Annotated in this window: 5 protein-coding genes and 1 pseudogene; all 6 read right to left on the bottom strand. The window is 42.0% G+C overall.

What is annotated here, in order from left to right:
* A pseudogene (locus AC52RT_RS16290) lies at positions 1-338 on the bottom strand (stage III sporulation protein AE); the annotation flags it as partial.
* A 22-nt stretch (positions 339-360) separates the two neighbouring features.
* On the bottom strand, positions 361-750 hold the full coding sequence (spoIIIAD, locus tag AC52RT_RS16295) for a stage III sporulation protein AD (protein ID WP_495541722.1): 390 nt from the start codon (positions 748-750) through the stop codon (positions 361-363).
* A 14-nt stretch (positions 751-764) separates the two neighbouring features.
* The gene (spoIIIAC, locus tag AC52RT_RS16300) at positions 765-968 is read right to left on the bottom strand and encodes a stage III sporulation protein AC (protein ID WP_040375693.1); all 204 of its coding nucleotides are present in this window, start codon (positions 966-968) and stop codon (positions 765-767) included.
* Positions 969-980: 12 nt separating this feature from the next.
* Positions 981-1,496 (bottom strand): stage III sporulation protein SpoIIIAB, encoded by a 516-nt coding sequence (spoIIIAB, locus tag AC52RT_RS16305; RefSeq protein WP_495541719.1) that lies wholly within the window; start codon positions 1,494-1,496, stop codon positions 981-983.
* The gene (spoIIIAA, locus tag AC52RT_RS16310; RefSeq protein ID WP_495541720.1) at positions 1,493-2,419 is read right to left on the bottom strand and encodes a stage III sporulation protein AA; all 927 of its coding nucleotides are present in this window, start codon (positions 2,417-2,419) and stop codon (positions 1,493-1,495) included. Before spoIIIAA ends, spoIIIAB begins: the two co-directional genes overlap by 4 nt.
* Before the next feature lie 344 nt (positions 2,420-2,763).
* Positions 2,764-3,036 (bottom strand): hypothetical protein, encoded by a 273-nt coding sequence (locus AC52RT_RS16315; protein WP_495541721.1) that lies wholly within the window; start codon positions 3,034-3,036, stop codon positions 2,764-2,766.
* Positions 3,037-3,202: the final 166 nt, after the last annotated feature.

The raw sequence follows: 3,202 nt of genomic DNA on the forward strand, positions 1-3,202 counted from the left end.
AGCAAAATCAGCGACCCCAACAGTTTGCCGTTGACCAGCAGCTCATGAAAAACAAATTTCCCTAATCCCTTAAACCATTCAGAAAAGGAAAATTCTTTATCACCCGTGACGAAATCCATGAAGCTCCCCTTCTGACTTTCTGGTAGAAAACCGCCATATTCGGTAACAATATCGTCCCAAAATTTCGTGATTTCTTCTAGCCCTATACGTTCCATCTGGGACTGAACCAATTCATCTGTAATGGTTTCTTCATCATTTTCAGCAGCTGTTACAACGTCGGCTTGTACAAAAAAGAGGACAAGCACTACTAGGAATGCATAGAGGATCCATTGCTTCATTTTTTCACCCCATTAAACGCAATTAACTTGGTATCAATTGAATAATTGTTTCAATGATCACCGTCAAAATTGGAATTGCCATTGCGAGGATAAGGATTTTCCCGCTTAACTCAATTTTAGAGGCGATTGATCCCTGACCTGCATCTTTTGTTATTTGTGAGGCGAATTCTGCAATGTATGCAATGCCGATAATTTTTAGAATCGTTTCCATGTACATCATATTGACATGAGCATTTACTGCCAGGCTTTCAAGCATTTTTATAATTTCATAGATTTTATCCGCTAAAAACAGAAAGATGGAACACCCAACAAAGACAATTAATAAAAAGGCGAAATTAGGTTTCTGTTCTTTTAGAATTAAGGCGAGAAAGGTAGCAATTAGGGCTACTCCGGCAATTTTAATTATTTCAATGGCCGATCCCTCCCCTACTGAAATAGAAAGACTGATTTTATTTTCTGAAATAAATCTTCAATAATGGAGGCTACCATGAATAAAATATAGATAAAGCCAAAAAGTGTTACCCACTGGGCATACTCCTTTTTACCAACTTGATCTAGAATGGTATGAATGAATGCCACCACAATCCCAACACCCGCTATTTTAAAGATGATATCAACATCAATCCCCATACTAATCTCCCCCTATAGCAGCAATAGAGTCAATAACAGACCGGATAAAAACCCTAAGCTCTTCATCATCTTTTCATACTTCAGCTGTCGGTCAATTGCTTCTGATTCCTCCCGTTCAAGATGTGTTAACGTAAGTAAAATCTGCTTTTGCTGATGGTACCGATCATGGCGTCCCAGTGTTTCACCAAACTGTACTAGAATCTCGAATTCCCCCTGCTTAAGAGCCAGCAATCCCCATACTCGCTGCAAGCTTTCCTCCCATGCTTGTTTTACCGTAGTATTACCTGAAGAAAGAAGGCCCGAAAAGGATTCAAAAAATAGGGATAGAGGCATTGGTACTAGCTTGGATAGCTTTTTCGCTGCATCTTGCAGAGGGGTTTGTCCGTACATAATCTCAGCTTCTAACGACTGTAGTGCAAGCTTGATTTGACGCAGCTGTTTGGGTCTCAGTGCAAGATGCTTGGCTGCCTCAAAACCTGCCCAGGTTGTCACGAGAATAATGATCGCTGCTCCAATCAATTTGATCACTTATTGCCCACCTCATCTTTATTTACTACTCGTCCCTGACCATCTATAATTCGATAGACCCGATTTGAGCCTTCCGCTCGGTTTAACTCGACGAATCGCTCAAAAATGTTCATATCGAGGATTTTCGCAATAAAGGGACGTTTCTTCACTTCTGCTAATGAATGTCCATGTGTAGTAATTAACAGCGTTATTCCTGAATTGACTGCTTCCAACACAGCGTCTGTATCTTCATTCCGCCCAATTTCATCGGCAACTAGGACGTCCGGAGACATCGAACGGATTAACATCATCATCCCTTCAGCTTTTGGACATCCATCGAGCACGTCAACCCGGGGACCAAACTCAAGCTGCGGAATACCGTTCACACAACCAGCAATCTCAGAACGCTCGTCAACAATCCCTACCTTTTTCGGGGGAATGTTCATTGACTCACTTCCTGTTGAGATGATTCTAGCCATGTCTCGAAGCAACGTCGTTTTCCCCGTCTGCGGCGCTCCAATAATCATCGTGTGAAGCCAGCCATTACTATACACACTTGGCATCAGCATTTCAGCGGCTCCAATTTTCTGCCGGGCAATCCGGATATTGAAAGAAGAAACGTCCCGTATTGCTTTTACACGACCATTTTCAAGAATTACTTTCCCTGCCAACCCTACACGATGTCCCCCGCTGATGGTTATATATCCTCGTCTCAATTCCTCTTCGACGGTATAGAGGGAAAAATGACTTAAGTGATTAAGAAGCTGTTGGGCATCCTCTGAATCTGCTGTATATGGTAAAAATGCAGGTTCTCCTGCAACCATGATTTCCAGTGGTCGTCCTACTCGAACGCGCAGCTCCTCAATTTGGGCAGTTAAGGCTTCGGGAATTCTGCGAAACTGCTCCTGAAGTTTTTTGGGCAAAAAGGATATGACCGTCTCCATTCCACGAACCCTCCTATTTGCTGTGATTCATTAGTTAAAATGTATGCCTCCTATACGACTTTATGACAAGCTTTCGGCACTTGCGGGTAAATAACGGTGATAATTTTGCGAGAAACTAAAGCAAAAAGACACAAAAAAACCGGACCCCCTTAAAGGAGTTCGGTCAGTTTGTAGAGAAAAGACTGTGCGAAATGGTTCATTCCGTACCTCTTTTGTCATTTTTAACATATTTCATGGAATTCCCCCTGCTTATCAGGCAACTAAGTCTCTAATTAGTACTGTTTTCCATCTTTAAATTTTATCTGCTTTCAGGATCACTTGTGTTCAACTTAATAATCTTTAATTCATCCTGTTAGAACGGATTTATTGGAACTCTTCGTAATTCCCCCGAATTGAATTCCTCCTAAATCTGCTCTTGGGTAGCGCGTGTTTCCATTTGAGCGTCGGACTAAAATCCAAATTAAATTTAGAAAGACCATTGATTGGAGTGGAGGGCGTGAAGACTCCTGCGGGAACAGCGGGACAGGTGAGACCCCGCAGGAGCGTAAGCATTGATGCGGCTCACCGCCCGCCCCTTGGATAAGCGAGGCGCCTGGAACGGAAATCATCAGCCTCATTTTAAAAACAAAAGAAGACTGTAGAAAAACATAATTGATATCGAGTTTGTGCTACCCTTAATAATCTTTGATTTTTCCTTTTCGAACGGATCAATCGGGAAGAGTGTAATTTCCCCGTTTGCTTGACTTAATCCTGAATTAGTTTCAATACCTCGTGTTTTAATTT

This window comes from Peribacillus sp. (genome assembly GCF_059453735.1).